The following is a 23,800-nucleotide window of genomic DNA, read 5'->3' on the forward strand; positions in this document are numbered from 1 at the left end:
GAGCACCCCATGCCGACGAAGAACCTGACCCGCTACGCCCTCACAGCCGCCGCCCGAGGCTGGCACGTCTTCCCGCTCGCCCCGAACGGCAAGACCCCGCCCCGCGGCTTCACCGCCTGGCAACACCGCACCACCACCGACCCGGCCACCATCCGCCGCATCTGGCAACGCCCGTACAACGTCGGCATCGCCACCGGCCCGTCCGGCCTGGTCGTCATCGACCTGGACCAGCCCAAGTACGACGAGCAACCACCACCGCAGTGGAACCGCCCCGGCATCCGCGACGGCGCGGACGTCCTCGCCGCCCTCTGCGAGGAGGCCGGCCAGCCGCTCCCACTGGAGACCTTCCAGGTCCGCACCCGACGCGGCGGCCTGCACCTGTACTTCACCGCATCCAATGGAGTCACCCTGACGAACACCCAAGGCGGCAACGGCGGCCTCGGCTGGCTGATCGACACCCGCGCCAACGGCGGGTATGTCGTCGGCCCCGGCAGCCACGTCACCGACGAACACGGCAGCGGCACCTACGAGGTCCTGCACCCGATCCCACCCGCGCCGCTCCCGGCCTGGCTGGTCGAACACCTACGCCCGGCCCCGCTCCCACCACAGAAGCCAGTCACGGTGCCCCTCGCATCCGACCGGCGCGGTTCCTACATCCGTGCCGCCGTCCTCGGCGAACTGGACCGGGTGGCCAGCTCACCACCGCACGGCCACAACAACGCCCTCTACCTCGCCGCCGTCGCACTCGGCCAGCTCGTCGCCGGAGGCGAGCTGAACGCCACCGCCGTCACTACGTGGCTCACGGAGGCAGCCACGCAGATCGGCCAGCCCTACCGCGAGGCCCAGCGCACCATCGCCTCCGGCCTGCGCGCCGGAGCCCGCCGGCCTCGGACGGTGGCCGCATGACCAACGACCGCACCACTCACCTACGCCTGGTCAACGGTGATGCCGTCAATGCGCCCGGCCAGCCCGTGCCGTTCCGCACCTCCTGGACCGCCGACGAACTGATGGCCATGACCTTCCCGGAGCCCCGTTGGGCCGTCCCCGGCATCATCGCCGAAGGACTCAGCCTCCTGGCAGGCCCACCCAAGGTCGGCAAGTCATGGCTCAGCCTCGGCCTGGGCATCGCCGTCGCCAGCGGCGCCAAGGCCCTGGAAGCCATCGACCTGGAGCCCGGCCCCGTCCTCTACCTCGCCCTGGAGGACACCGCCCGCCGCCTCCAGAACCGCATGGGCAAGATCCTGAGTGGCCAACCCGCGCCCAAGGACCTGACCCTGGCCACCACCTGCCCCACCCTCCCGCAGGGCGGGGAGGAGGCCATCGCCCGCTGGCTCGACCGCAACCAGAACGCCCGCCTGGTCGTCATTGACGTCTTCGCCAAGATCCGAGGCAACACACCACCCGGCCTGTCCGCCTACGACGCCGACTACGCCGCCATGAGCCGCGCCAAGCGCCTGGCCGACACCTACGGCGTCGCCGTCGTCCTGATCCACCACGTCCGCAAGATGGCCTCAGAAGACTTCCTGAGCGAGGTCTCTGGAACCAACGGCCTGGCCGGGGCAGCGGACGCCACCCTCGTCCTCAAGCGCGCCAGAGGTACCGCAGACGGCGTCCTGCACGTCACCGGCCGCGATGTCGAAGAGGCCGAATACGCCATGGCCTTCCAACCGGCTGCCGGCCTCTGGCACCTCCTGGACGGCCCACCTGAAGACCACGCGCTGTCGGACACCAGAGCCGCCATCGCTCGCCACGTCCGAGCCAACCCGAACAGCACGCCCAAGGCCATCGCCGACGCCACCGGCCTGTCCCACGAGAACGTCCGCAAGACCTGCCAACGCATGAACGCCGACGGCCAGCTCTGCGTCAACGCCACCGGCCACTACCGCCTCCCCGGAACAGAGTCCCCGGCAGGCGTCCCCGGCGTCCCCGCCGTCCTTGGCCACGCCACGACCAGCACCAACGCCCACACCCCCGAGGGACAACCGGCCCTGCTGCCTGTCCCCGCTGTCCCCACCGATGAGGAGCACCACCAGGCATGACCACCTCACCGCCGGACAGCGTCCGGCTCACCGACACCCAGCTCTACCGCGTCACCGACGCCATGCGCCTGCTCCGTATGAGCCGAACCGTCATCTACGACCAGATCCGCACCGGCCGCCTGCGCTCCGTCAAGCAGGGCCGCGCTCGCCTCATCACCCCAAGCGCCATCCGCGCCTACATCGCCCTGTTGGAGAAGGAAGCCGAGGAGGCAGCCTGATGACCAAACGACGCAGCAGAGGAGACGGCGGCCTCCACTGGGACGACAAGCGCCAACGCTGGATCGCCACCGCCAGCCTCGGCTTTGACCCCAGCGGCAAGCGCATCGTGAAGCGGGGGAGCGGCAAGACGAAAACAGAAGCCAAGAACAAACTCAAGGAGGTCCTACGCGACTACGAGGACGGCCTCCCCCTGGCCCCGGGCGACTACACGGTGGCGCAGGCCACACATGACTGGCTGACCTTTGGGCTCAGTGGACTGGACTCAAACACGGTCACCACAACCACGATTCTCTGCAAGACACACATCATTCCAGCGCTAGGCAAAAGGAAGCTCCGCGAGTTGAGCGCGCAGGATGTGGACAAGTGGCTGGCAGGGAAAGCCGAAACGCTGAGCACCAGTACGCTGTCGCGTCTTCACTCCTGTCTTAACCGGATCATCAAGCGCGCCATGGCACGTGACAAGGTACGGCGAAACGTCGTAGAGCTATGCCGCGTCCCGCAAGGCCAGAGGGGACGCCCTTCTAAGGCTCTGACGATGGCTCAGGCCGAGGAAGTGCTACAGGCCGCCGAAGGCAGGAGCCTGAACGCCTACATCGTGGTCTCTCTCCTTACGGGAGCACGCACCGAGGAGCTACGGGCACTGCGCTGGGACCACGTGGACCTAATCGGCAACCTCGACGCCGTCCCATCCGTGCCCCCACACATCGCCGTGTGGCGTTCGGTGCGCAACGGTGGAGACACCAAAACACGCAAGTCCCGTCGCACACTGGCATTGCCCAGGCGATGTGTAGACGCCCTAATTGAGCAGCGGGCAACTCAGCAGGAGGAACAAGGCACCACCTGGTCCCAGTGCGGCCTGGTGTTCGCGTCCGCAGCCGGAACCGAACTCGACGCGGCCAACGTTAGACGCGCCTTCCGGCGGGTCATCAAACACACCAGCCTGGAACCATCGGAGTGGACACCACGAGAGTTGCGGCACAGCTTTGTGAGCCTACTCTCCGACGCCGGGACCCCCTTGGAGGAGATCTCTCGACTGGTCGGCCACAGCAGCACGGCAGTGACGGAACTCGTCTACCGCAAGCAGATCAGACCGGTGCTTCAGGGTGGGGCCGTAGTCATGGACCGCATCTTCGAGTAGATCGAGTTCGAACAGTTATCCGATCACCCAGCCAGACGGCGGCGACCTGAGCACAATTCTGTCCATGCACGAGACGGTGTTCCTGGTCGCCGCCTGGGGCGAAACGCTGCTCAGCAAGAACACTCGTGCGGTTTACGGCAGCCGCGTCCGTCGATGGCTGGAATGGTGCGCTGCAGAGAAGGTGGACCCACTTGCCGCCACGTCGGCGGACGTCGGAGCGTACTTGAGACCCTATGTCGGTCAATCCGACATGTTGCGCGCCCGGCGCTCCGCGCTCACGAGCTGGTACGACTACCTGGTCAAGCTAGGCCACGTGGATGTTAATCCACTCTCGTCCGAGTCTCCAGCCTGCTCGTTCGCCGGCTGCTCTCGGGACCACTATGGCCTTGGGTATTGCCGCATGCACTACAAGCGCTTCAAGGCACATGGAGATCCATCAGTCGTGAAAACGCGCCCAATGGTGTGGGAGCGGACGTGCACCGAATGCGAGTACCACGGTCCTCGAACCGACTTCTGGGGAGACCGGCGCATCTGCAAGGCCTGCCGCCCATCCTTTGAAGCTCGATCACATGCAGAGAAGGCAGAGCGTGGAGCACTGAAGCGATGCTCTGGCTGCTCGGAGTCGAAGACGTTGGATCAATTCACGCGGAATCAGGCGTTGTGCAAGCCGTGTGCTCATGCGCACAAGGGAGCACAGCAAGCCGCTCGTCGGGCTGCCAACGTACCGATCCTATGTCAGGGCTCATGTGGGCAACTTCTATCGCCGAACCAGTTCGACCCGGGATTCGTGAAATGTCGCCGCTGCCGTTTTCTCGAGAACCCAGAGGTCTATCGGCAGAACTGGCGCCGGAGGCGAGTACGCCGACTCGGTGCGGTTGGCAATCACACCGACTCCGAGTGGGCGAGGCTGCTCAATCGGCACCGTGGGATGTGCGCGTACTGCCAGGCAGCCCCCGCTGTGGCTCGCGACCATGTCGTGCCACTTGTGAGAGGCGGCAGTGACTTTGCGTCGAATCTGCTCCCAACATGCACCTCGTGCAACAGCCAGAAGCACGACTCCTTGCTCTCCGAGTGGCGCTACCGGCGTGGAGGCGCGCCAGCCTTGTCAATGATCACAGCGAGACCGTTAAGACCCTTGCCATAGGGCGAACGCATCCTTCGCTCTTGATCGAGAACGACAGTCACGCAGATAGACACTCAGCAAGCAAAAAAGCCACCCTGCATAGATAGCATGATGGCTGTTTCTGCTGGTCAAACTATGTGGGGCTACCAGGACTTGAACCTGGGACCTCTTCCTTATCAGGGAAGCGCTCTAACCGTCTGAGCTATAGCCCCGCGCACACCGAACCGTATCGCATCCGGAGGATGGAGGCGAACGGGTTGTTCGGACGAGGAAAAGCTTACCGCGTCCGGCGTGCTGCTCGCGCCGTACAGACCCCGTGTACGGCGCGAGCGTCGGCCTATTCGGCCTCGCTGAAGGTCACCTCGACGCCCCCGACCAGGTCGGACGCGACGTTGTAAATGACCGCGCCCAACGTGGAGAGAGCCGTGATCAGCACGACGTTCACCGCGCCGATCAGTGCGGTGTAGCCGAGGATCCGCACCGGCTCGAACCAGGAGGCGATGTTGATCGGGATCGAGCTCTGCCCCTGCTCGCCCTGGCCGAGCTGGTTGACCAGGTCCACGAGCGAGTCGAACACGCCCAGGGCGGACAACACGCCGTACAGGACGGCCACGGCCACGAACAGCACCACGAAGCAGACCAGGGAGACCACGAAGCTGAACTTCATGGCCGACCACGGCTCGACGCGGCGCAGGACGAGGTGGGCCTTGCGGGGCAGCCGGCCGCCTGAGGCGCCGGAGGACTTCTTCTTGGGCAGCTCAAGGGCAGGCGGCGGCGCCTCGGTGGCCAGCGACGGACGGATGCGGACCGTCTCGTTGCCCTCCGGAGGCGGCGGCGGCTGTTGCTGCGACGACTGCGGGGGAGGAGCCTTGGCGGGCTCCTCCTTGCCCGGGATCACCGGCTTGCCCTGTGCGGGCGTGGTGTCCTGACCTTCGTCGATCGCGTTGAAGATCTCGTTTTCAGTGGGCTTCTTCGGCTGCTGTCCATTACCCGAAGCCGCCTTCGTCGACCTGGCGGTGCCACCCTGGGCGCTCATGAACTACTCTCCTCCCCCGTCTTCCTCACTCTCCACGGAAGTCTCCATGGACTCCGCGTTCCGGGCGAGGGCCACCACGCTGTCGCCTTCAGCGAGATTCATCAAACGCACTCCCATGGTCTGGCGGCCGGACTGCTTGATCTCCCCGGCACTCGTCCGGATCACCCCGCCGGCAGACGTGATCGCGAAGACCTCGTCCTCTGGGTTGACCATGACGGCTCCGACCAGCTTGCCACGGGAACTTACGATTTTCGCAGTAAGCACGCCTCTACCGCCACGTCCTTGAACTGGATACTGCTCCACTGGCGTCCGTTTTGCGTACCCAGCCTTCGTGGCGATAAGCACATCTTGACCGTCCGCGATCCGATTCATGGCGAGAAGTTCGTCACCTTCGAGGAACCTCATGCCGATGACACCGCTCGTCGCGCGCCCCATGGGACGCAGCGCCTCGTCGGATGCGGTGAACCTGATCGACTGCGCGCCCTTGGACACGAGCAGCAGATCGTCTTCTTCGGAGACCAGCCGGGCTCCGATGACCTCGTCGTCGTCCCGCAGGTTGATCGCGATCAGGCCGCCTGACCTGGGGGAGTCGTACTCGGACAGGCGCGTCTTCTTGACCAGCCCGCTACGGGTGGCGAGGACGAGATAGGGGGCGACGTCGTAGTCGCGTAGGTCGAGAACCTCCATGACTGTTTCGTCGGGCTGCATGGCCAAAAGGTTCGCCAGATGCATGCCGCGCGCGTCGCGCCCGGCGTCGGGCAGCTCGTACGCCTTCACCCGGTAGACCCGGCCCTTGTTCGTGAAGAACAGCAGCCAGTGATGCGTCGTGGTGACGAAGAAGTGGTCGACGATGTCGTCCTGGCGCAGCTGGGCTCCGCGCACGCCCTTGCCGCCGCGCTTCTGCGCCCGGTAGAGGTCGGTACGGGTCCGCTTGGCGTAGCCGCCGCGGGTGATCGTGACGACGATCTCCTCTTCGGCGATGAGGTCCTCGATCGACATGTCGCCGTCGTAGGCGATGATCTCGGTCTTGCGCTCGTCGCCGTAGCGGCCGACGATCTCGGCCAGCTCGTCGTTGATGATCTCCCGCTGGCGGGACTCGCTGGCCAGGATCGAGTTGTACTCGGCGATCTGGGCCATCAGCGAGTCGTACTCGTCCTGGATCGACTGCCGCTCCAGGGCGGCCAGCTTGCGCAGCTGCATGTCGAGGATGGCCTGGGCCTGAACCTCGTCGATCTCCAGCAGCCTCATGAGGCCCTGCTGGGCGTGCGAGGCGGACTCCGAGGCCCGGATCAGGGCGATGACCTCGTCGAGCCGCTCAAGGGCCTTCAGCAGCCCGCTCAGGATGTGAGCCCGCTCCTCGGCCTTGCGCAGCAGGTAGCGGGTCCTGCGGACGATGACCTCGATCTGGTGGGCCACGTAGTGCCGGATGAACTGGTCGAGCCGCAGCGTGCGCGGCACGCCGTCGACCAGCGCCAGCATGTTGGCGCCGAAGGTGTCCTGGAGCTGGGTGTGCTTGTACAGGTTGTTCAGGACGACCTTGGCGACCGCGTCCCGCTTGAGCACGATCACCAGGCGTTGCCCGACCCGCGAGGAGCTCTCGTCGCGTACGTCGGCGATGCCGGTGAGCTTGCCCTCGCGGACCAGCTCGGCGATCTTCAGCGCGAGGTTGTCGGGGTTGACCTGGTACGGCAGCTCGGTGACGACCAGCGCCTGCCGCCCCTTCTCCTCCTCGACCTCGACCACGGCCCGCATGGTGATCGAGCCGCGCCCGGTGCGGTAGGCGTCCTCGATGCCCCTGCGCCCGACGATCAGCGCCCTGGTGGGGAAGTCGGGACCCCTGACCAGCCGGATCGAGGCCTCGAGCAGGTCCTCGTCGCTGGCCTCCGGGTTCTCCAGATACCACTTGACCGCCGAGGCGACCTCGCGCAGGTTGTGCGGCGGGATGTTGGTGGCCATGCCGACGGCGATGCCGCCGGAGCCGTTGACCAGCAGCTGCGGGAAGCGCGCCGGCAGGACGTCGGGCTCCTGCGACTTGCCGTCGTAGTTGGGGCGGAAGTCGACGGTGTCCTTGTCGATGTCCCGCAGCAGCTCCATGGCGATGGGCGCGAGCTTGCACTCGGTGTAGCGCATCGCCGCCGCCGGGTCGTTGCCGGGCGAGCCGAAGTTGCCCTGCCCGTCGACCAGCGGATATCGCAACGACCACGGCTGCGCCAGGCGGACCAGCGCGTCGTAGATCGAGGTGTCGCCGTGGGGGTGGTAGGTGCCCATCACGTCACCGACGACGCGGGCGCACTTGAAGTAGCCGCGGTCGGGGCGGTAGCCGCCGTCGTACATCGCGTAGAGCACGCGCCGGTGCACCGGCTTGAGACCGTCGCGCACGTCCGGCAGCGCCCTGGACACGATGACGGACATCGCGTAGTCCATGTAACTGCGCTGCATCTCGGACTGGATGTCCACGGGCTCGATGCGTTCAGCCGGGGGAGTGGTGTTCACGTCCGTCACAGGTTGAGGTCCTTCTTCGTGTTGCGGTGAGCCACGTCCGGCGGCTCACCGCAGATGTCTGCACCTACGGCTGGCCGCTTAGACGTCGAGGAAGCGAACGTCACGCGCGTTGCGGATGATGAAGTCGCGCCGGGCCTCCACGTCCTCGCCCATGAGCACGCTGAACAGGTCGTCGGCCTGCGCCGCGTCGTCGAGCGTGACCAGGCGCAGCAGCCGGGTCTCCGGGTTCATCGTGGTCTCCCAGAGCTGGCTCGCGTTCATCTCGCCGAGACCCTTGAAGCGCTGTACGTTGTCACGCGGCCGCGGGTCGGGCTTGCCGTTCGCCATGCCCTCGGCGATGACCGCGTCGCGCTCGGAGTCGGAGTAGGCGTAGGAGGCGTCCTCGCCCTTGCGGTCCCACTTGATCTTGTACAGCGGCGGGCAGGACAGGTAGACGTGACCGGCTTCGATCAGCGGCCGCATGAACCTGAACAGCAGCGTCAGCAGCAGGGTGTTGATGTGCTGGCCGTCGACGTCGGCGTCGGCCATCAGGATGACCTTGTGATAGCGCAGCTTCGCGATGTCGAACTCGTCGTGCACACCGGTGCCCAGCGCGGTGATGAGCGCCTGGACCTCGTTGTTCTTCAGGACCTTGTCGATCCGCGCCTTCTCGACGTTGAGGATCTTGCCGCGAATGGGCAGGATCGCCTGGAAGCGCGAGTCGCGGCCGCCCTTCGCCGAGCCGCCGGCCGAGTCGCCCTCGACGATGAACAGCTCGCACTTCTCCGGGTCGTTCCACTGGCAGTCGGCCAGCTTGCCCGGCAGCCCGCTGCCCGACTCCAGCAGTGACTTGCGCCTGGTCAGGTCACGGGCCTGACGGGCGGCGATGCGGGCGCGCGAGGCCTGCAAGGACTTGTTGATGATGTCCTTGGCCTCGCCGGGGTTGCGCTCGAACCAGTCGCGCAGGTGGTCGTTGCAGGCCTTCTGGACGAACGACTTGGCCTCGGTGTTGCCCAGCTTCGTCTTGGTCTGGCCCTCGAACTGCGGGTCGGACAGCTTGACCGAGATGATCGCGGTCAGGCCCTCGCGGACGTCCTCACCGGAGAGGTTGTCGTCCTTGCCCTCCTTGAGGAACTTCTGCTCGCGCGCGTAGCGGTTGACGATCGTGGTCAGCGCCGCGCGGAAGCCCTCCTCGTGGGTGCCGCCCTCGGCGGTGTTGATCGTGTTGGCGAAGGTGTAGACCGACTCCGAGTAGGAGTTGTTCCACTGCATGGCGATCTCGACCGCTATGCCGTCGCCCTCCTCCTCGAAGGCCACGATCGACGCGTGCGCCGGCTCCTTCTTGGCGTTGAGGTGGTGCACGAAGTCGGCCAGGCCGCCCTGGTAGCAGTAGGTGACGGTGTGCACCTCGCCGTTGATGTGGTCGGGGCGCTCGTCGGTCAGCGTGATCGTCAGGCCCTTGTTGAGGAAGGCCATCTCCTGGAAGCGGCGCGAGAGCGTCTCGTAGTTCCAGGTGGTGGTCTCGAAGACGTCGGGGTCCGGCCAGAACGTGATCGTGGTGCCGGTCTCGTCGGTCTCCTCGCCCTTGGCCAGGGGGGCCGTCGGCTTGGAGTGCTCGTAGCGCTGGCGCCAGTAGTGGCCGTTCTGCTTGACCTCGACGTCCATGGCGGTCGACAGCGCGTTGACGACGGCCGAGCCGACGCCGTGCAGACCGCCGGAGACCGCGTAGGACTGGCTGTCGAACTTGCCGCCCGCGTGCAGGGTGGTCAGCACGACCTCCACGGCGGAGCGCTTCTCCACAGGGTGGATGCCCGTGGGGATGCCGCGGCCGTCGTCGATCACCCGAACGCCGTTGTCGGCCATGAGTGTGATGTCGATCCTGGTGGCGTAACCGGCCAGGGCCTCGTCCACCGCGTTGTCCACGATCTCGTAGACGAGGTGGTGCAGGCCGCGCTCACCGGTCGAACCGATATACATACCCGGGCGCTTGCGAACCGCCTCAAGCCCTTCGAGTACGGTGATTGAGCTAGCGTCGTAGGACAACTGCGAAATCCTCCTGCCGCGGACACGCGGCGGGGGAGGCCAGCGATTGCCAAAGCTGCCCCTGCCGTGCCCGTCACCGTCGTGAGTGCCCCGATGCGCGGTCACCCGGGGGAGTCGGCTTGCTGCCGGGGTGACACGCAAGCGGACGTGTCCGGAATCCTTTTTCATTCTACCGCTTCCGGAGGCCCAAGGTGGCAATGAACGCGCCTGTGATGCTCCCTAGCTCGTTTTGCCCCCTGGCAAGCATCCCCCCTCCGGAAAGGGGGCTTATCGCGTCTGCGGCAATCTGATCGCTCTTCGCGCCCAACCGGAGAGGTGCAGGCGTCTGCTCCGGACAGGCACTAATCAGGGGCTGCCCGGAGCGGCGCAATCGCCGGCCGCGGGTGGCCGCTGGACGTGGCTACCCATAAGTGTCGCCGGGGCCCCGACTTCCGGTCACCCGCAAACCCCCGGTGGGTCGCGGTGCGTTCTGCGGCCCTCTGACCTTGACCTTCGTGACGGTGCCGTCGCCGAGCTCCTCGTTGAGCCGGCGTACGAGGGTGCGCGCGAGCAGCCGCACCTGCGTCGCCCAAGCCGTGGAGTCGGCCGCGATCAGCACCTCCCCGTCCTCGAACGACTCGGGCTTGGTGTGCGCGGCCAGATCAGGGCCCACGATGTCGATCCAGCGGCCGAACACCCCGCCCACGGCCGCCGAGCGCTCCCACCCCCGGTCCGCCAGCAGATCCGAGATCGCCCGTCCGAAAAGCTGTGGATCGCCGGCCTCCCGGCGCGGCCCCGCGGCCTTGCGCCTGGGCTCGCGCCGGGGGAGCTGGCCCCGCTTGGCCGCGTCGGCCTTGGCCTGGGCGAGCTTCTCCCTGGCCATGGCCGCCCCCCTGGCCGTGGGATTGTCGTCAACGGACACGGGTCGCGCTCCCTTCTGCGACGTCGAACCTGGCTCCGGCCAGCTCACCCGGCACGTCGTCCGGCACCGCCGCGGTGATGAGCACCTGCTCGGCGGGGGCCACGATCTCAGCGAGCCGGCGCCTGCGCTGGCTGTCGAGCTCGGCGAACACGTCGTCGAGGATCAGCACGGGATCGCCGCCGTCGGCCCGCAGCAGGTCGTAGGCGGCCAGCCGCAGCGCCAGCGCGAACGACCAGGACTCGCCATGGCTGGCGTAACCTCTGGCGGGCAGATCGCCGAGGCCGAGAATCAGGTCGTCGCGATGCGGCCCGACGAGCGTGACGCCCCGCTCCAGCTCGGCCTGGCGGACCTCCAATAGCCGCTCCCGCAGACGTTCTTCAAGGGTTTTCCCCAAGTCTGTGGATAACGTCTGTGTATCAAAAGATCCCCGCTCACCGGCGGCTTCGTCCTCCGGACCATCCCCACCTGCACCCTCGCCTGTGGACAACGTGCTGCGGTAGGCCAGGGTCGCGGCGGCGCTCGTCGGCGCCAGCGCGGCGTACGATCCGGCCACCAGCGGGCGCAGCGCCTCGATCAGCTCCAGCCGGGCCCGCAGCAGCTCCGCGCCGTGCCTGGCGAGGTGGGCGTCCCACACCTCCAGGGTGCTCAGCACGTCGCCCGCGCCCGCCGCGGCGAACCCGCTGTCGCGCTCGGCGCGCCTGCTGCTCCTGGCGCCCCTGCGGGCCTGCGCGGCCGTACGCAGCAGGGCGCCGCGCTGCTTGAGGACGCGGTCGTAGTCGGCGCGGACACCGGCGAACCTGGGTGTCCTGGCCACCAGCAGATCGTCGAGGAAGCGGCGGCGCTCGGACGGGTCGCCCTTGGCCAGGGACAGGTCTTCGGGGGCGAACAGCACCGTGCGCAGCAGGCCGATGACGTCGCGCGGCCTGGACATGGGGGAGCGGTTGAGCCGGGCGCGGTTGGCCCGCCCCGGGTTGATCTCCAGCTCGATGAGCGCCCGCCGGTCGTCCCGGTCGACGGCGCAGCGCACGATCGCCCGGGTGGCGCCCTGCCGCACGAGCGGCGCGTCGCTGGCCACCCGGTGGCTGGAGTGCGTCGCGACGTAGCCGAGAGCCTCGACCAGGTTGGTCTTGCCCTGGCCGTTGGGCCCCACGAACGCCGTGACGCCCGGCTCCAGGCCGAGCTCCACGGACGCGTAGGACCTGAAGTCGGTCAGCGAGAGGTGGGCGACATGCACCCCACGAGGTTAGTGCGCCACAGAGGCCACTGGGGTCACCGGCATGCGGTCTGTGGAAAACCGTGCCGCCCGCGGGAGACCTCTCGGCGCTCGGCCCCGCGCGGCGGCGTCACGTCAACGGGAAAGCTCTCAGCGCTCGGTTTCGCGCGGCGGGGTCACGTCCGCGCCCGGCGAGTCGGCGCCCTTGCCCGTGCTGCCCTCCGTCGAGGTGGTCGCGTGGCCGCCGAACTGGTTGCGCAGCGCGGCGACGACCTTCATCGCGGGGGAGTCGTCCTGGCGCGAGGCGAACCTCGCGTAGAGAGCGGCGGTGATGACCGGCAGCGGGACCGCGTGGTCCACCGCCGCCTGGACCGTCCACCGGCCCTCGCCGGAGTCCTGTGCATAACCGCGGAGCTGATCGAGGTGCTCGTCGTCGTCGAGTGCCCGGACCATCAGGTCGAGCAGCCAGGAGCGGATCACCGTGCCGGTGCGCCAGCTGCTGAAGGAGCCCTTGACGTCCTTGACGACGTCGGACGCCTCAAGCAGCTCCCAGCCCTCCGCGAACGCCTGCATCATCCCGTATTCGATGCCGTTGTGGACCATCTTCGCGAAGTGCCCGGCGCCGACGTCGCCCGCGTGGACGAAGCCGTCCTCGCCCTCCGGCTTGAGCGTCTCGAAGATGGGCATCAGGCGCTCGACGTCGGGCTGGTCGCCGCCGCACATGAGCGCGTAGCCGTTCTGGAGGCCCCAGACACCGCCGCTGACGCCGCAGTCGACGAAGCCGATGCCCTTCTGGGCGAGCTCGGCGGCGTGCTTCTGGTCATCCACATAGTGGGAGTTTCCGCCGTCGACGACGATGTCGCCCGGGTCGAGCAGCTCGCCGAGGTCATCGATCGTGGTCTGCGTGGGCTTGCCCGCGGGGACCATCACCCAGATCGCCCGCGGCTGCTGCAGACGCTCGACCAGCTCCTTGAGGCTGGCCACGTCGCTGACAGCCGGGTCGCGGTCGTAACCGACGACCTCATGACCGCCGCGGCGCAGCCGTTCGGCCATGTTGCCGCCCATTTTGCCCAGTCCGACCATGCCGATCTGCATATTGTCCTACCCCCTTGTCAGACTTCCATCATCCCCGATGACAGGATCAGCCTGACAGGCGGATGGGCATGATCAGGTAACGGTAGTCGGTAGCGGCTCCGTCATCCACAGGCTTGCCACCGGTGAGGATAGCGGGCTTCGTCGATGTGGTCATCTGCAACCGCGCGACATCCGAGTCGATGGCCCCCAGACCCTCCAGCAGGAACTGGTGGTTGAAGGCGATGTTCATCTCCTCGCCCTCGTAGTCCACAGGCAGTGCCTCGACGGCCTGCGCCTCGTCGCCGCTGCCCGCCTCCAGCACGACCTCGCCGCTCTTGAACGCCAGGCGTACGGGCGTGTTGCGCTCGGCGACCAGGGCGACGCGCTTGACCGCCTCGACGAAGGGCCCTGTGGACAAGTCCGCGCGGGCGGAGAACTCCGTGGGCAGCAGCGAGCGGTATTTGGGGAACTCGGGGTCGAGCAGCCGGGTCGTGGTCCGCCGGCCCGCGCTGGAGAAGCCGATCATGCCCTCGCCGGTGCCGCCGGCGGAGCTGAGCGCGATCTCCACCTCGGCGCCGGTGGTGCCGAGCGCCTTGGCCGTGTCGGCGAGCGTCTTGCCGGGGATCATCGCGATGGCGGCGAAGTCGGGCTGGCCCGGCTGCCACTTCAGCTCGCGTACGGCCAGCCGGTAGCGGTCGGTGGCGGCGAGGGTCACGGTGTCGCCCTCGATCTCCATCCGTACGCCGGTCAGCATCGGCAGCGTGTCGTCGCGGCCCGCGGCGACGGCGACCTGGGCGACGGCGGAGGCGAACACGTCGCTGCCCACCCGCCCGGCGGCCGGCGGCATCGCCGGGAGCGAGGGGTAGTCCTCCACAGGCATGGTCAGCAGGGTGAACCGGGCGCTGCCGCACGTGACCACGGCCTTGGCGCCTTCCACCACGAAGTCCACAGGCTGTGCGGGAAGCGCGCGGGTGATCTCGGCGAGCAGCTTGCCGGAGACGAGGACGACGCCGGCCTCACCGGTGTGGACCTCCAGCGTGACCTCCGCGGAGACCTCGTAGTCGAATCCGGACAGCTTCAGCTGCTGCTTCTCCGTGACCTCCAAGCGCATGCCGGCGAGAACGGGCACCGACGGACGCGCCGGGAGGCTGCGTGCCGTCCATGCCACCGCCTCAGCGAGGACGTCTCGCTCGATTCGGAACATCACGGTGATCAGCCTCCTGGGTTCGTCGTTGATTCAAGTGTTCACTCTCCCGCACCTGAGTTCCGGGAGAACCCCTCTATGGGTCTTGAGTTTCTTAGTTAGAGAGATAAGAGGTCATCACACTAGGGGCTGTGGGAACTGTGGACAACTGGCGTTCCCGCTGCTCAGGGCCCCTGTTTTCATCCACTGAGGGTGTGGGTGACGCCTGGGGAGAACTTCGCCGCCTGGGGATGACGACTCTTCACACACAGGCTGTCCCCAGATCTTGGTGCCTTCGTCCACGGGTTATCCACGAGGTTTCCACCGGTTGTCCACGGGGTAAAGGCACCAAGTCTGGAGCCCCCGATCGACTGTGCACAGGGCGTCCACAAGTCATCCACTGGATGTCCCCAGGTTCTCCTCAGGATGTCCCCACCCTTATCCCCAGGGGCTGTGGGGGATTTTTTCGGGCATTGTGTGGCGAACGGCCGCGACGTTTCGGCGTTTCCGCAGATCCACAGTGTTTTCCACAGGCTGTGCACGACGGTCAGGCTCCGCGGGATGTCTGCTTGATACGCATTGTCAGCTCGTTGACCTGGTTGTACATCGACCTGCGCTCGGCGATGAGCGAGCGGATCTTCCGTTCCGCGTGCATCACGGTGGTGTGGTCGCGGCCGCCGAACTGCTGCCCGATCTTCGGCAGCGACAGCTCGGTGAGCTCGCGCACCAGATACATGGCGATCTGCCGGGCGTTCACCAGCGCCCGGCTGCGGGAGCTGCCGCACAGGTCGTCGATGCTGATCCCGAAGTACTCGGCGGTCTGGGCCATGATCGTGGCGATCGTGATCTCGTGCCCGGAGTCCGAGGTGATCAGGTCCTTCAGCACCACTTCGGCGAGCTGCAGGTCGACGCCCTGCCTGTTGAGGCTGGCGAACGCGGTGACCCTGATCAGCGCGCCCTCCAGCTCGCGGATGTTGGTGGAGATGCGGCTGGCGATGTATTCGAGCACCTCGGGCGGCGCGGCCAGGCCCTCCTGGATCGCCTTCTTCCTGAGGATGGCGATGCGGGTCTCCAGCTCGGGCGGCTGGACGTCGGTGATCAGACCCCACTCGAAGCGGTTGCGCAGCCGGTCCTCCAGCGTGATGAGCTGCTTCGGCGCGCGGTCGCTGGAGATGACGATCTGCTTGTTGGCGTTGTGGAGCGTGTTGAAGGTGTGGAAGAACTCCTCCTGCGTCTGCTCCTTGCCCTCCAGGAACTGGATGTCGTCCACGAGCAGGATGTCGATCGCCCGGTAGCGGCCGCGGAACCCGTCGGCCTTGTGGTCGCGGATGCTGTTGATGAAGTCGTTGGTGAACTCCTCGGAGCTCACGTATCTCACCCGCGCGCCGTCGTACAGGCTTTGGGCGTAATGCCCGATCGCGTGCAGCAGGTGGGTCTTCCCCAGCCCGGAGTCACCGTAAATGAAGAGCGGGTTGTACGCCTTCGCCGGGGATTCGGCCACCGCGACGGCCGCCGCATGGGCGAACCGGTTGCTGGCCCCGATGACGAATGTCTCGAATGTGTACTTCTGATTGAGACGCGCGGGTTCGCTGGGCTTGTTGCTTTTTGCTTCCCAGCGGTTGGGGGCCGGCTCCGGCGCTTTTTCCACAGGCGGTGTGTACGGCTGCGCCTGTTCAAAAGAGAACCCGGGCTGTGGATATTCGGTGGATACCTGAACCGGCTCGGGCTGTGGAGAATAGAACTGAGGGGGCTCAGAAGCCGGGTTGTGCTGCGGTTGGGCGGGCTGTGCATAACGGAGCTGACTCTCCACACCCTGGGGATAACTGGGAGTCACAGGCTGTTGATGGCCGTCGATGACGGGCTGCTCCGGGGCCGTGGTGTCGATCATCACCGCCAGCCGCATGGTCCGGCCGAGCTCCTGCGAGAGCGCGTGCGCCACGAGGGGGCGCAGCTTGCCCTCGATGAGGTCCTTGAGGAAGTCGTTGGGGACGCCGAGCACGATCGTGTCGTTGGCCAGGGCGATCGGCCGCACCATCGACAGCCACGTACGCTGCTGGATGGGCACGTTCTCGTTGAGGAAGTTGCCCAGGGCCCTCGCCCATACCGTGCCGAGGTCGACACCGTTCATGGTGCGGCTCCCCCTCCTCCCTCTCGCGGCCCCCCGCGATCGTTTATCCACATGACGCGACCGCCTGAGTTGCTCGGCGGCCGTTCGTCCACAGCGTGGCGGCCGAGCTTCATGCCCAGGGCCTCCACAGGAGATCCACAGGTTGTGCACAGCCTTTGAGTGGGTCCAGAAGGGCCGACAGTATCTATGTGCACAGCTGTGTTCAAGCGTTGTCCACAGCCTAGTGGTACCTGGGTGCACAATCTGTGGACGCCCGCCGGGCCGTGGAAAACTCACCTGTGGAAAGGTGGATAACCCGTCCGGTTTGACCTGGACGGTACTTGCCCCGTAACGTACGACGGTCGGCTTGTCACGCGACGGCTATTTCGCGTGCCCTCGCTTCCTTGGCAGGCCATCCATGTGTGTTAAGCGTCATCTGGACGCACCTTCAAGCCTGGAGCCCACCCGTGAGCAAGCGTACTTTCCAGCCGAACAACCGTCGCCGCGCGAAGACCCACGGCTTCCGGCTGCGCATGCGCACCCGGGCCGGTCGCGCCATCCTCGCTGCCCGCCGCCACAAGGGCCGCGCGAAGCTGTCGGCCTGACCGTCCCACGTCAGATTGTCGGCCCGCCGGTGGATCACACCGGCGGGCGTTAGGCGTATACGGTGCTGTCCCATCGATCCCGCATGCGACGCGGGGAGGAGTTCGAGGCGGCCGTCAGGCGCGGTAAGCGCGCGGGTCGTCCGACACTAGTGGTGCATTTCACCATTTCCGGGGAAGAGCAACCCCTGGTTGGTTTCGTGGTGAGCAAGGCCGTCGGCGGCGCCGTGACCCGGAACAAGGTCAAGCGGCGCCTCCGACACCTGATGCGGGACCGTCTTGACCGGCTGCCGCGAGGTAGCCTGCTGGTGGTACGCGCCAATCCACCGGCCGCGTCCGCGCGTTTCGAGCACCTGGCCGCCGAGCTCGATTCCGCGCTGGATCGTTTGCTCAGGCGGCGCGAGTCCTCGACGGGCGGACACAGATGACGGAGCAGCCGCAAGGGATGGTGCCGAGCCTCGCCGCTCGGGCACTGATCATCCCGATCCGGTTCTACCGGGCCTTCATCGGCCCGATGCTGGGTCCGCGGTGCCGTTTCTACCCGTCGTGCAGTGCGTATGGGCTCGAGGCGATCGCCGTACACGGAGCATTGCGCGGCACATGGCTGACTGTCCGGCGCATCGGGCGGTGCCACCCATTCCATCCCGGAGGTATAGACCCGGTGCCCCCACGCCCGGTCCGGTCCCACGAAACGCAAGGGAGATAGCTCGGTGGAGCTGTCCTGGCTGAGCTGGCTGTATGAAGCCGTAGCCCACGTCATCATCTGGATCCACACTGGGTACAGCACGGTCCTCAACCCCGACAGCGGGCTGACCTGGGCGTTGACGATCATCACGCTGACCGTGTTCATGCGGATCCTGATCTTCCCGCTCTTCCTGAAGCAGATGCGCTCGTCGCGGAAGATGCAGGAGCTCGCCCCCAAGGTGCAGGAGCTGCGCAAGCGCTACAAGAACGACAAGCAGCGCATGAACCAGGAGGTCATGGCGCTCTACCAGGGAGCCGGGGCCAACCCCCTCGGTGGCTGCCTGCCTGTCGTCGCCCAGTTCCCCATCTTCATCTCCATGTTCACCGTGCTCCAGAACATGGCCAACGGCCATGCCAAGTACGGCATGACGCAGGAGCTGGTCGACAGCGCCCGGGCCGCGCACATCTTCGGAGCGCCGCTGCCGGCGAGCTTCTTCATGTCGTCGGAGCAGCTCGCCGGCTTCGACGCGTCGGTCGTCCAGACCAAGATCGTGCTGGGCATCTTCGTGGCGATCAGCTCGCTCACGACGTTCCTCACCGTCCGGCAGAGCGTCACCCGCTCCATGGCTCAGATGCCGGACAACCCCATGGCGCAGCAGCAGAAGATCCTGATGTACATCTCGCCGCTGTTCGCCTTCTTCAGCCTGAACTTCCCGCTCGGCCTGATCATGTACTGGGTCACCACCAACCTGTGGACGCTCGGTCAGCAGCACTGGTTCTACAGCCGCCACCCGATGCCCCAGTACGACGCCAAGGGCAACGTCATCCCCGTGCCGCCCAAGACCGGCCTGATCGGCAAGTTCCGCAAGACAACCCCGGAAGAGCAGGCGCCTCCGCCGCCCCCGGAGCCTAAGATCATTAGGCAGCAGCCAAGCCGCCAGTCCCGCAGCAAGCGCACCGGCAGCAAGAAGTCTTGAACACGAAGGAGAGGCCGGCCATGACCGAGGCCGAGCAGGAGAAGGCTCCTGATCTCAGCGCGCTGGAGCAGGAAGGCGAGATCGCTGCCGACTACGTCGAGGGCCTTCTCGACATCGCCGACATCGACGGTGACATCGACATGGATGTCGAGGGCGACCGCGCCATGGTCTCCGTCGTGGGGCTCAAGGGCAATGAGCTGGTGGGGCCCGCGGGAGAGGTCCTGGAGGCGCTGCAGGAGCTGACCCGGCTGGCCGTGCACCGGCAGACAGGGGAGCGCTCCAGGCTGATGCTGGACGTGGCCGGCTACCGCGAGCGCCGCCGGGCCGAGCTGACCAAGCTGGGCATCGAGATCGCGAACCAGGTCAAGGACTCGAACGAGCCGAAGTCGCTGCACCCGATGACGCCCTTCGAGCGCAAGATCGTGCACGACGCGGTGGCGGCCGCCGGGCTCCGCAGCGAGTCCGAGGGCGAAGAGCCCCTGCGGTACGTGGTGGTCCTGCCCGTCTGACCGGTTGTGCAGGTAGAAGCACCGATCCGGCCGTCTGCCCCGCCGAAGCGCGTGGCAGGCGGCCGTTTCGCTTTGATGCCTCTATCTGGCTGTACGTCCTTTTATTCGGCTGTTTGCAAGCCTGTTGACCTCAGGTTCACCGGGACGGAAACACCGCGCTCGGCGGCCTGGTCGCTCGGACCTCGGGACGGCGTGCTCAAAGGCCGCTTTCAGGCCAGCCCGCTAGTCTTCCCTTGTGATCTCACCTCTAGCCTTGGGTATGGAATGTGATTTCACCTTTGTCCCGGCCCGGAAATCGCTCTCGGCCGGCGTCCGCTCCAGAGCAGCAGCCACGCCCTCCTACGACCAGGACCAAGAAAGGGTCACCAACCAGTGAGCGATCAGCTTCCGGCGCCGCCGGACATAGCGCGGGACGTCTTCGCCGGGGAGGCTTGGGATCGCGCGAACGCGTTCGCCGAGCTGCTGGCAGGGCCCGGCGTCGTCCGCGGGCTGCTGGGTCCGCGGGAGGTGCCGCGGATCTGGGATCGTCACCTGCTCAACTGCGCGGTCGTCGCCGAGGCGGTGCCGGCCGACGTACGGCTGGTGGACATCGGCTCCGGCGCGGGGCTGCCCGGCCTGGTCCTGGCGATCGTCCGGCAGGACATCGAGGTGACGCTGCTGGAGCCGCTGCTGCGCCGTACCGTGTTCCTGGAGGAGTGCGTCCAGACGCTCAAGCTGGGCAACGTCGAGGTGGTGCGCGGCCGGGCGGAGGAGCTGGCGGGCGAGCGGGTGTTCGACGTCGCCAGCGCCCGCGCGGTGGCGCCGCTCGACCGGCTCCTGACGTGGGCCATGCCGCTGCTGCGCGAGGGCGGCGAGCTGATCGCCATGAAGGGGGAGCGCGCCGCGGGCGAGCTCGCCGAGGCGGAGGCCCAATTGCGCGCCAGCGGAGCCCGAACGGCTGAGCTTGTGACCGTCGGGCGCGGTAAGGTCGAGCCGCCTGCAACATTGGTTCGGGTGGTAGCGGGTCGCGCGCCGGAGCGAGCTAGGCGGCGACGAAGGAGGTGACGGTTGTGCCAGTCGCGTCATGCGGTCTTGGCTGGCCGGAGAGCCGTCGGTCCGACAGTCCAACCGGAGTTGGCTGGCCCGAAATGGGCGTGTCGCGGTCAATTCCTAGCACCGGCACACCACTGGTTGAAAGGATGGCCAACGTGACCCAGACCCCCCTGAACCCCGGTGATTCACCGTTGGTACGAGAGGCGCTCAGCTCAGTGGTTTCACGTGAAACATCTGCAACCCAGACGGCCGCCCAGTCTGGCGAAACCCCCAGCGACGGCGACGGCTCCTGGCCGCGCCCGTCCAAGTGCAGGGTGATCGCAGTGGCGAACCAGAAGGGTGGCGTGGGTAAAACCACCACATCGGTGAACATTGCCGCCGCGCTGTCCATGCATGGTCAGCGCGTCCTTGTGGTGGACCTTGACCCCCAGGGCAACGCTTCCACCGCCTTGGCCACTGAGCACCGCGGCGACGTGCCGGACGTCTATCAGGTCCTTGTCGACGATCTGCCCATGGCTGACATCGTCAAGCAGGTGCCGGAGATGCCCAACCTCTACTGTGCGCCGGCCACCATCGACCTGGCGGGCGCGGAGATCGAGCTGGTCTCTCTGGTGGCGCGGGAGGCGCGCCTTCGCCGCGCGCTGGCGGCGTTCGACGCGATCGAGCTCGACTACATCGTGATCGACTGCCCTCCGTCCCTCGGCCTGCTGACCGTGAACGCGTTGGTGGCCGCGGACGAGGTCATGATCCCGATCCAGTGCGAGTACTACGCGCTGGAGGGGCTCGGGCAGCTCCTCAGGAACGTGGACCTGATCAAGGCTCACCTCAATCCGACGCTGATGCTCTCGACCATCGTCCTGACGATGTACGACGGCCGCACCCGGCTGGCTTCTCAGGTGGCGGACGAGGTGCGGGCCCACTTCGGGGACACGGTGCTGAACACGGTGATCCCGCGCAGCGTTCGCCTGTCGGAGGCGCCGAGTTATGGGCAGTCGGTCATGACGTACGACCCGGGGTCCAGCGGGGCGATGGCGTACATGGACGCGGCCCGGGAGATCGCCCACCGCGCCGTCGTCGCCTGACCGCTCCACGCCTCTGGGCTGGCGAGTGGTGAGCGGCACGTCCTGCCGGCTTGTCGCCGTCCATGCCCGTCACCGCCCTCTCTGCCGTCGCCGTTCCGCGTTCACCGTCGCGGTTCCGCGTCTGACTGCGTGCTGTCGCGAGCGTTGAGCGCGACGGCGCTTCACCATGTGCCCGATCGTCCCGGCCTGCCGCACGCACGGGCCTGCGGTCGCTCGACCGGTCCGTACGGCACGTTAAATCCCGATCTGCACCCACGCCACCACCCGACGCCGGGGACCGGCCTGGCGCCGGCGACCGGACCTCAGGTGGGCGACGGAGGGATCCTGCGCCCGGGCCGGGACCACCTGACGGAGCCTCACCCTGGGGCCGCGCCCTCGCGACGGACAGCAGCCCCCGCACCCAGCCGGCCCTCGTCCGCGTGGAGGGCGCTGACTGTCGCGAGTGGGGGACCGGGTGTCTGGAGCGACCGCGTGCTCGGGAGCAGGGTGTCGCCCTGAGACAAGTCGTTAGGACGAGACAGGACGTCGCACCGAGATCGGCCGTCGCGCTGGGGCTGAAGGCCGTGCATCGCGGCCGTCTCCAGTAACCGTGCTTCCGCGCTTCCGCGCCCGGAGAGATGCGGCACGCAGATCAGGCCGGGCCTGAATCCGCCCATTCGAGGGAGTCGTTGTCGATTCCCGCCGGCACCCGAAAGCGACACCTCCATTTTGGTCCCAGCCACACCGACCACAGGCGATATAGATGGCGACTGCATCGACCCTCGACCGTGGCCACTCTCAGGGAGACATCCACCCCCACCTCAGCCACGGTTACCAACACCGCCTGTACCCCGGCGACATCCACCAATGGGATGGGGCGTACACCCGGGAGTCCTAGCTCGCTCTAGCGCTCTCGTCGGAACGGGCGAAACTCGGGGCTCAGGCACAGGTTGGGCAGATTTGTAACCGTGTCGGTGTAAATCCAACGGGACCGTGTGTGGCGAGGGGGCACCGGGTTGGGCTCACGACGGTAACCTCTCCTGGAGTGACCGGATTCGACCGGGTGGATGAGGAGACGCAGTGAGTCAGCAGCGGCGGGGATTGGGCAAGGGACTCGGGGCGCTCATTCCGACCGGTCCCATCGTTGACGGCACGGGGGCGGTGGCTTCCCCCGCCAATGGTGCAACGACGGAAACGGGCCCGAGGCCGATTGCTGGGGCGTACTTCAAGGAGGTCGCTCTAGCCGCGATCGTGCCGAATCCGCGTCAGCCCCGTGAGGTGTTCGACGAGGAGCGCCTTGAGGAGCTGGCGGCGTCGATCCGCGAAGTCGGCCTGCTGCAGCCGATCGTGGTGCGCTCGGTGGGTGGCGGTCAGTACGAGCTGATCATGGGGGAGCGGCGCTGGCGCGCATGCCAGCAGGTCGGTCTGGACCCGGTGCCCGCGATCGTGCGCAACACGCAGGACACCGATCTCCTCCGTGACGCCTTGATCGAGAACCTTCAGCGAGAGCAGCTGAACGCCCTCGAAGAGGCGGCGGCGTACCAGCAGCTCCTTGACGACTTTCAGGCGACTCACGATCAGTTGGCCCGGAAGGTCGGTCGCTCCCGCTCCCACATCACCAACACCCTCCGCCTTCTGAACCTCCCGCCCGAAGTCCAGCGCACGGTGGCCGCCGGAGTCATCAGCGCCGGCCACGCCAGGGCTCTCCTCGGTCTCAACAGTCCAGAGGAGCAGATGCAGCTCGCCAAGCGGATTGTGGCGGAGCTCCTCTCGGTCCGGGCCGTGGAAGAGATCGTGGCGATGGGCAGCGCCAAGGCTGCGCAGAAGGCGCCGCGCGAACGGCAGACGGCCAAGCCGACGGCGCCCGGGCTGACCCACCTCGCCGACCGCCTCTCGGACCATTTCGAGACCAAGGTCAAGGTGGACCTTGGGCGGCGGAAGGGGCGCATCGTGGTCGAGTTCGCCACCATCGACGACCTTGAGCGCATCATCGGCACCATGGCGCCGGAAGCCGTCCGGGCGATGCGCGAGTCGGAGGACTGACCAGACTGACGCTGTTTCACGTGAAACACCGCCTGGATTCTCGGTTTCACGTGAAACAGCCGCAGGGTCTCACTGCATCCCTGCGAGCGCTACAAGCCCGCCATTGAGCGCCGCCGAGCGCCGATGGGTGGCCCTCGATGCCGGCCGTGGCGCATCCCATGCGGTTACCCGCCTCCCACGATCCGGTTGGGCTGACTAGGCCCACCCATTCCCCGTACCCCGATGGTTCTCGACCGACCGCGCCAAGCCGCCCTTGGTCCGGGCCAGGTTCCGACTCACCAGACTGCGCCGTCCGCCTCGACACAAAGGATCGAGTCGGCGAATCAAGCTAGCGT

At 67.0% G+C, this 23,800-nt stretch carries 21 protein-coding genes and 1 tRNA gene; 13 read left to right on the forward strand and 9 right to left on the reverse strand.

The features are described from left to right. Nucleotides 1-9: 9 nt before the first annotated feature. The 5 genes from ETD85_RS08370 (at nucleotide 10) to ETD85_RS67440 (ending at nucleotide 4,540) form a co-directional block, all read left to right on the forward strand. Nucleotides 10-906 (forward strand): bifunctional DNA primase/polymerase, encoded by an 897-nt coding sequence (locus tag ETD85_RS08370; RefSeq protein ID WP_138689027.1) that lies wholly within the window; start codon nucleotides 10-12, stop codon nucleotides 904-906. Beyond that, nucleotides 903-2,039: an AAA family ATPase gene (locus ETD85_RS08375; protein ID WP_138689028.1), complete on the forward strand. Its 1,137-nt coding sequence runs from the start codon at nucleotides 903-905 to the stop codon at nucleotides 2,037-2,039. Before ETD85_RS08370 ends, ETD85_RS08375 begins: the two co-directional genes overlap by 4 nt. Continuing rightward, the gene (locus ETD85_RS08380) at nucleotides 2,036-2,257 is read left to right on the forward strand and encodes a helix-turn-helix domain-containing protein (RefSeq protein ID WP_138689029.1); all 222 of its coding nucleotides are present in this window, start codon (nucleotides 2,036-2,038) and stop codon (nucleotides 2,255-2,257) included. The genes ETD85_RS08375 and ETD85_RS08380 overlap by 4 nt, the downstream gene beginning before the upstream one ends. Beyond that, nucleotides 2,257-3,396 (forward strand): site-specific integrase, encoded by a 1,140-nt coding sequence (locus ETD85_RS08385; RefSeq protein WP_138689030.1) that lies wholly within the window; start codon nucleotides 2,257-2,259, stop codon nucleotides 3,394-3,396. Before ETD85_RS08380 ends, ETD85_RS08385 begins: the two co-directional genes overlap by 1 nt. A gap of 64 nt (nucleotides 3,397-3,460) precedes the next feature. Beyond that, a complete protein-coding gene (locus tag ETD85_RS67440; RefSeq protein WP_138689031.1) occupies nucleotides 3,461-4,540 on the forward strand; it encodes an HNH endonuclease in 1,080 nt (359 codons plus the stop codon). Nucleotides 4,541-4,657: 117 nt separating this feature from the next. Here ETD85_RS67440 and ETD85_RS08395 read toward each other — a convergent pair. The 9 genes from ETD85_RS08395 to dnaA form a co-directional block, all read right to left on the reverse strand. Beyond that, nucleotides 4,658-4,731 (reverse strand) — tRNA-Ile (locus ETD85_RS08395). A gap of 125 nt (nucleotides 4,732-4,856) precedes the next feature. Then, nucleotides 4,857-5,555 carry a DUF3566 domain-containing protein gene (locus ETD85_RS65580; RefSeq protein ID WP_138689032.1) on the reverse strand — a complete coding sequence of 233 codons (699 nt, stop codon included), beginning with the start codon at nucleotides 5,553-5,555 and terminating at the stop codon, nucleotides 4,857-4,859. Nucleotides 5,556-5,558: 3 nt separating this feature from the next. After that, complete coding sequence (gyrA, locus tag ETD85_RS08405) at nucleotides 5,559-8,057, reverse strand: DNA gyrase subunit A (RefSeq protein WP_138689033.1); 2,499 nt, start codon at nucleotides 8,055-8,057, stop codon at nucleotides 5,559-5,561. A 78-nt stretch (nucleotides 8,058-8,135) separates the two neighbouring features. Beyond that, the gene (gene gyrB / locus ETD85_RS08410; RefSeq protein ID WP_138689034.1) at nucleotides 8,136-10,079 is read right to left on the reverse strand and encodes a DNA topoisomerase (ATP-hydrolyzing) subunit B; all 1,944 of its coding nucleotides are present in this window, start codon (nucleotides 10,077-10,079) and stop codon (nucleotides 8,136-8,138) included. 400 nt (nucleotides 10,080-10,479) lie between these two features. Beyond that, nucleotides 10,480-10,980, reverse strand: coding sequence for a DciA family protein (locus tag ETD85_RS08415; protein WP_240779029.1), 501 nt, complete (start codon nucleotides 10,978-10,980; stop codon nucleotides 10,480-10,482). Next, complete coding sequence (gene recF / locus ETD85_RS08420) at nucleotides 10,970-12,214, reverse strand: DNA replication/repair protein RecF (RefSeq protein ID WP_138689035.1); 1,245 nt, start codon at nucleotides 12,212-12,214, stop codon at nucleotides 10,970-10,972. Before recF ends, ETD85_RS08415 begins: the two co-directional genes overlap by 11 nt. Nucleotides 12,215-12,343: 129 nt before the next feature. Further along, nucleotides 12,344-13,288 (reverse strand): phosphogluconate dehydrogenase (NAD(+)-dependent, decarboxylating), encoded by a 945-nt coding sequence (gene gnd / locus ETD85_RS08425; RefSeq protein ID WP_138689036.1) that lies wholly within the window; start codon nucleotides 13,286-13,288, stop codon nucleotides 12,344-12,346. 46 nt (nucleotides 13,289-13,334) lie between these two features. Continuing rightward, nucleotides 13,335-14,474, reverse strand: a complete 1,140-nt coding sequence (gene dnaN / locus ETD85_RS08430) for a DNA polymerase III subunit beta (RefSeq protein WP_138689037.1) — start codon at nucleotides 14,472-14,474, stop codon at nucleotides 13,335-13,337. Nucleotides 14,475-14,997: 523 nt separating this feature from the next. Then, nucleotides 14,998-16,578: a chromosomal replication initiator protein DnaA gene (gene dnaA / locus ETD85_RS08435; protein ID WP_138689038.1), complete on the reverse strand. Its 1,581-nt coding sequence runs from the start codon at nucleotides 16,576-16,578 to the stop codon at nucleotides 14,998-15,000. A gap of 446 nt (nucleotides 16,579-17,024) precedes the next feature. Between dnaA and rpmH the strand changes: the two genes are divergently transcribed. From rpmH to ETD85_RS08475, 8 genes are all read left to right on the forward strand, one after another. Further along, a complete protein-coding gene (gene rpmH / locus ETD85_RS08440) occupies nucleotides 17,025-17,162 on the forward strand; it encodes a 50S ribosomal protein L34 (RefSeq protein WP_138689039.1) in 138 nt (45 codons plus the stop codon). Nucleotides 17,163-17,245: 83 nt separating this feature from the next. Beyond that, complete coding sequence (gene rnpA / locus ETD85_RS08445; protein WP_379507058.1) at nucleotides 17,246-17,587, forward strand: ribonuclease P protein component; 342 nt, start codon at nucleotides 17,246-17,248, stop codon at nucleotides 17,585-17,587. A 17-nt stretch (nucleotides 17,588-17,604) separates the two neighbouring features. Further along, nucleotides 17,605-17,865: a membrane protein insertion efficiency factor YidD gene (gene yidD / locus ETD85_RS08450; protein WP_138689060.1), complete on the forward strand. Its 261-nt coding sequence runs from the start codon at nucleotides 17,605-17,607 to the stop codon at nucleotides 17,863-17,865. A 4-nt stretch (nucleotides 17,866-17,869) separates the two neighbouring features. Beyond that, nucleotides 17,870-18,820, forward strand: a complete 951-nt coding sequence (yidC, locus tag ETD85_RS08455; protein WP_138689041.1) for a membrane protein insertase YidC — start codon at nucleotides 17,870-17,872, stop codon at nucleotides 18,818-18,820. A 20-nt stretch (nucleotides 18,821-18,840) separates the two neighbouring features. Further along, nucleotides 18,841-19,329, forward strand: a complete 489-nt coding sequence (locus ETD85_RS08460; protein WP_138689042.1) for a Jag family protein — start codon at nucleotides 18,841-18,843, stop codon at nucleotides 19,327-19,329. Between the two features lie 372 nt (nucleotides 19,330-19,701). Further along, on the forward strand, nucleotides 19,702-20,373 hold the full coding sequence (rsmG, locus tag ETD85_RS08465) for a 16S rRNA (guanine(527)-N(7))-methyltransferase RsmG (protein ID WP_138689043.1): 672 nt from the start codon (nucleotides 19,702-19,704) through the stop codon (nucleotides 20,371-20,373). A gap of 143 nt (nucleotides 20,374-20,516) precedes the next feature. Continuing rightward, nucleotides 20,517-21,443 carry a ParA family protein gene (locus ETD85_RS08470; RefSeq protein ID WP_379507059.1) on the forward strand — a complete coding sequence of 309 codons (927 nt, stop codon included), beginning with the start codon at nucleotides 20,517-20,519 and terminating at the stop codon, nucleotides 21,441-21,443. Between the two features lie 1,059 nt (nucleotides 21,444-22,502). Beyond that, entirely contained in the window at nucleotides 22,503-23,465 is a 963-nt protein-coding gene (locus ETD85_RS08475; protein ID WP_138689044.1) for a ParB/RepB/Spo0J family partition protein, read from the forward strand. Nucleotides 23,466-23,800: the final 335 nt, after the last annotated feature.

It is taken from the genome of Nonomuraea zeae, from assembly GCF_005889725.1.
In the GTDB taxonomy this organism is placed as follows: domain Bacteria; phylum Actinomycetota; class Actinomycetes; order Streptosporangiales; family Streptosporangiaceae; genus Nonomuraea; species Nonomuraea zeae.